At 75.0% G+C, this 4,137-nt stretch carries 3 protein-coding genes and 1 pseudogene; 1 reads left to right on the top strand and 3 read right to left on the bottom strand.

What is annotated here, in order from left to right:
* Window positions 1-87: 87 nt before the first annotated feature.
* The 3 genes from ACFUEL_RS36330 to ACFUEL_RS36320 all read right to left on the bottom strand — a co-directional run bounded on the left by ACFUEL_RS36330 (window position 88) and on the right by ACFUEL_RS36320 (window position 3,539).
* Window positions 88-1,731 carry a BCCT family transporter gene (locus tag ACFUEL_RS36330; protein ID WP_380241957.1) on the bottom strand — a complete coding sequence of 548 codons (1,644 nt, stop codon included), beginning with the start codon at window positions 1,729-1,731 and terminating at the stop codon, window positions 88-90.
* Between the two features lie 99 nt (window positions 1,732-1,830).
* On the bottom strand, window positions 1,831-2,460 hold the full coding sequence (locus tag ACFUEL_RS36325) for a TetR/AcrR family transcriptional regulator (protein WP_380241955.1): 630 nt from the start codon (window positions 2,458-2,460) through the stop codon (window positions 1,831-1,833).
* A 155-nt stretch (window positions 2,461-2,615) separates the two neighbouring features.
* A complete protein-coding gene (locus tag ACFUEL_RS36320) occupies window positions 2,616-3,539 on the bottom strand; it encodes an acyl-CoA thioesterase (protein ID WP_380241953.1) in 924 nt (307 codons plus the stop codon).
* Window positions 3,540-3,751: 212 nt separating this feature from the next.
* Here ACFUEL_RS36320 and ACFUEL_RS36315 point away from each other — a divergent pair.
* A pseudogene (locus ACFUEL_RS36315) lies at window positions 3,752-4,137 on the top strand (SWIM zinc finger family protein); the annotation flags it as partial.

Raw genomic sequence — 4,137 nt, 5'->3', positions numbered from 1 at the left:
GGCTTGGGAATTGGGGCTCGGGCCGGACGCCGCACGGGCTGTCGGGCCGGGCCGGGGGCGCTGCGGGGCGGTACGGGGACCGCGGGTTCACTCCTGCGGGCGAGACCGCTCGGGGTATTCCTCGCCGACGCTCGCGCCGACCGCGTCGCGCAGGCCGTGCGCGGGGTGGGACTGGGGCAGCCCGGCCGCCGGGTCGGTGCGCAGCTCGCGCACCAGGGCCAGGCACAGCCCCAGCATGACCAGCACGAACGGCAGCGCGACCAGGATGGTGGCGTTCTGCAGCGCCGTCAGCCCGCCCGCCAGCAGCAGCGCCGCGGCCACGGCCGCCATCAGCACGCCCCAGGCCACCACCAGCCAGGTGCGCGGGTGCAGGGCGCCCCCGGAGGACAGCGAACCCAGCACCAGGGAGGCGGAGTCGGCGGAGGTGATGAAGTACAGCATCACCAGCAGCACCGCGATCACGCTGGTCACCGCCCCCAGCGGCAGCGCCTTCAGCATCTCGAACAGCCCGGCGTCCGCGCCGCGCGGGATGGTCGCCACCAGGTCGGCCGCGCCGGTGCTCTGCAGCCGGATCGCCGAGCCGCCCATCACCACGAACCACACCGCCGTCGCCCCGCTGGGCACCAGCAGCACGCCCACCAGGAACTGGCGCACCGTGCGGCCCCGGGAGATCCGGGCGATGAAGGTGCCGACGAACGGCGCCCAGGACAGCCACCACGCCCAGTAGAAGACCGTCCAACTGCCCAGCCAGTCCTCGTCCGTGAACGCCCCGGTCTGGGTGGCCAGCACCGCCAGGTCGGACAGGTAGCCGCCGACCGTCGAGGGCAGCGCGTCCAGCACGAAGACCGTCGGGCCGACCACGAACACGAACACCATCAGCAGGCAGGCCAGCACCACGCTGGTGGTCGACAGCCACTTCACGCCGCGGTGCACGCCCGACATCGCCGACAGCACGAACGCGCTGCCCAGCGCCGCGATCACCACCAGCTCCACGCCCTCGGTGGCCCGGACGTCCGCCACGTAGCCCAGGCCGCCCGCCACCTGGATCGCGCCCAGGCCCAGGCTGGTCGCCGAACCGAACACCGTCGCGAACACCGACAGCAGGTCGATCAGCCGCCCCTGCCAGCCGTTCGCCCCGCGCTCGCCGATCAGCGGCACGAACGCCGCCGACATCCGGTTGCCCCGGCCCTTGCGGAAGGTGGTGTACGCCAGCGCCAGGCCGCCCACCGCGTAGATCGCCCACGGGTGCAGCGTCCAGTGGAACAGCGAGAACTCCAGCGCCCGCTGCGCCGCCGCCGGGGTCTGCGGCTCGAGGCCGGAACCCGGCTGCGGCTGCGCGTACAGCTGCAGCGGCTCGCCGACGCCGTAGAACAGCAGGCCGATGCCCATCCCGGCGGAGAACATCATCGCGATCCAGGCCAGCGTGGAGAACTCCGGCCGCTCGCCGTCCCGGCCCAGCGGGATCCGGCCGAAGCGGCTGACCGCGATGACGACGGCGAGCAGCAGGAACACGTCCGCGGCGACCACGAACAGCCAGCCGAAGTTGTGCAGCACCCAGGCCAGCGCCGCGTCCGAGGCCCGGCCCAGCGAGTCCTCCGCGAACACCCCCCAGGCCACCACCCCCAGTACGGCGGCCGCGCCGACCCCGAACACCACCCGGTCCAGCGGGAAGGAGTCCGGTTCAGGTGCAGGGTTCTGATGCTCCGTCGGGGGCTGGGCAGATGTGGACATAGCAGGAACTATGTCCACAGGCCGGGCCGGTCGGTGACGCGGCGCGCCGGGCGCGCCGCTCGGGCGGGAGCGCCGGGTGTGCCGCTGCGGGCGTGCCGCTCAGGCGGTCGGGACGGGCGGCGGCTCGTACGGCGTCAGCACCAGCCGGACCATCTCCTCCAGCCGGTTGCGGGCGTCGTCCAGCGTCGTCCGGCCGGTCACCCAGGCCGTCAACTCGCCCTGCCAGGCGTGCCCCACCATGTGCCGCACCAGCTCCCCGGGGGCCGGCGGGACCTCCGGCATCACCGCCCCCAGCGCCGCCCGGTCCGCCCGAGCCAGGCCCTGCAGCGCCTCACTGGCGAACGGGTCCGTGGACGTCGCCACCGCCACCCGCAACCGGGCCAGCTCCGGCTGCCGCTGGTACGCCCGCATCCCCCGCCGCACGAACCGCACCGCCCGCTCGGTCGGCGAGGCACTGCGCCCCGCCCCCACCTCGCCGACCAGGTCGGCGAGCAGCAGCCGGTGCCAGTCCGCTATCGCGGCGGCGAGCAGGTGGTCCTTCGACGAGAAGTACCGGTACGCGGTACCGAGGGCCACGCCAGAACGCTCCGACACCTGTTTCATCTGGAGCCGCTCCACGCCGATCTCGGTCACCAGGGCCAGGGCGGCGGACAGGAGGGAGCCGCGGCGTTCGAGCTGACGGGGGGACATCGCCTCCACCGGACGAGGTGACAGGTCAACCTTGGTCACCCGAACCATGATACGTGGCGGCTCCACGCCGCGGTATGACGCGAGAGGTCACCAGTGGGTGACGACGGCCCGTCAACCCGCCCGGAGGGTTCGGCGCCGGGGTTCGGCGCCGGGGTTCAGCGGCGGGGCCCGGCAACGGGGTTCAGTGCCGGGGTTCAGTGCCGGGGCTTGCGGTGCAGCTCGCGGAGCAGGGTCTCCTGGACGGCGGAGGCGACCAGCACCCCGTCCCGGTCGTAGAACTCGCCCATCGCCAGCCCCCGGCCGTCCGAGGCCGACGGGCTGCGCTGGGCGAACAGCAGCCACTCGTCGGCGCGGAACGGGCGGTGGAACCACATCGCGTGGTCCAGCGAGGCCAGCGAGACCCGGGGCTCCTCGACCCGGTGCACCCGGTGCGGCTGGAGGTGCAGGGCCGCGGTCGAGGCCAGCGTCAGGTCGGACAGGTAGGTGAGCGCGCAGACCTGGAGCAGCGGATCGTCCCCCGGCAGCGGGCGGTCCGTCCGCAGCCAGACGAACTGCTGCGGGACGCCCGGCAGTTCCGGCGGCAGGCCGGGCGCGTCCGCCGGGACGAAGCGCATCCGCAGCGCGCGGAAGACCGCCGCGTTCGCGAACTCCTCCGGTGCGTCCCGCTCCCAGGCCAGGTACGGGTCCGGCAGCTCCTCCGGGCCCGGCACCGGCGGCATCGTGCGCTGCCGGTCGCCCGCTGCCTCCGGGTGCTTGAACGAGGCCGACATCGTGAAGATCACCTCGCCGCGCTGCACCGCCGACACCCGGCGGGTCGCGTACGAGCGGCCGTCCCGGGCCCGGTCCACCTGGTAGACGATCGGACGGCGCGGGTCGCCCGGCCGCAGGAAGTACCCGTGCAGGCTGTGCACCCGGCGGCCCGGGTCCACCGTGCGCCCGGCCGAGGTGAGCGCCTGCGCCGCGACCTGGCCGCCGAACGCGCGCAGCGGGGCGCCCGCGTGGCAGCGGCCCCGGAACAGGTTCTCCTCCAGCTCCTCGATGCCGAGCAGCTCCGCGAAGGAGCGCAGACCGGTGGAGGAGTCGGGGATCGGGGCGGCGGGATCGGTCACCCGGATCATGCTAGAACACGTTGCAGTCGGCGGCGGCTGTGGGGCCCGTCACGCCCGGGGCGCGGTTGCGAGGTGCTGCGGCGGTGCGGCGGTGTGGTCGGCGTACGGTCGCGGGGTGCGGTTGCGGGGCGGTGCGGCGGTTCGGTCGGCGTACGGCCGCGGGGCGCGGTCGCGGGGGTACGGCCGCGGTGCTGTCGGGGCCGGGGGCTAGCGTTCCGCCCATGACCACGGCCGTGCACGCCCTGCGCTACCTCCGACCCTCCGCGCTCAGCCCCAGCCGGCTGGACCTCGCCACCGGCGGCGGCGCCACCCCGCACGGCGCGGCCGAGCACCCCCGGTTCTTCACCGGCGCGCTGCGCCACCCCGACGCCGCGGCCGCCGCGCTGCTCGCCGTCGCCGACGTGGCCGCCGCCCGCTACCACCGGCCCACCGGCGCCGCCTCGCTCGACCCCGTGGTCACCGCCGACGGCGACCGGCTGCGCTTCGAGTCCTTCTCCGGCTGCGGCGGCGTGCACGCCCGGCTCGACGTCCTGCCCGAGGGCCTCGACGGCGCCGCCACCGGCCACGGCACCACCAACGTCGACGTCAACGCCCCGCTGCGCGAGGC

It is taken from the genome of Kitasatospora sp. NPDC057198, assembly GCF_042670125.1.
In the GTDB taxonomy this organism is placed as follows: Bacteria; Actinomycetota; Actinomycetes; order Streptomycetales; family Streptomycetaceae; genus Kitasatospora.
Note: the sequence above shows the minus strand (reverse complement) of the source record. Positions and strands in the feature narration are given on the sequence as shown.

Coding starts and splice junctions, on each gene's coding strand:
- ACFUEL_RS36320 (WP_380241953.1), bottom strand. CDS start 3,539: ATGATCCGGGTGACCGATCCCGCCGCCCCGATCCCCGACTCCTCCACC.
- ACFUEL_RS36330 (WP_380241957.1), bottom strand. CDS start 1,731: ATGTCCACATCTGCCCAGCCCCCGACGGAGCATCAGAACCCTGCACCT.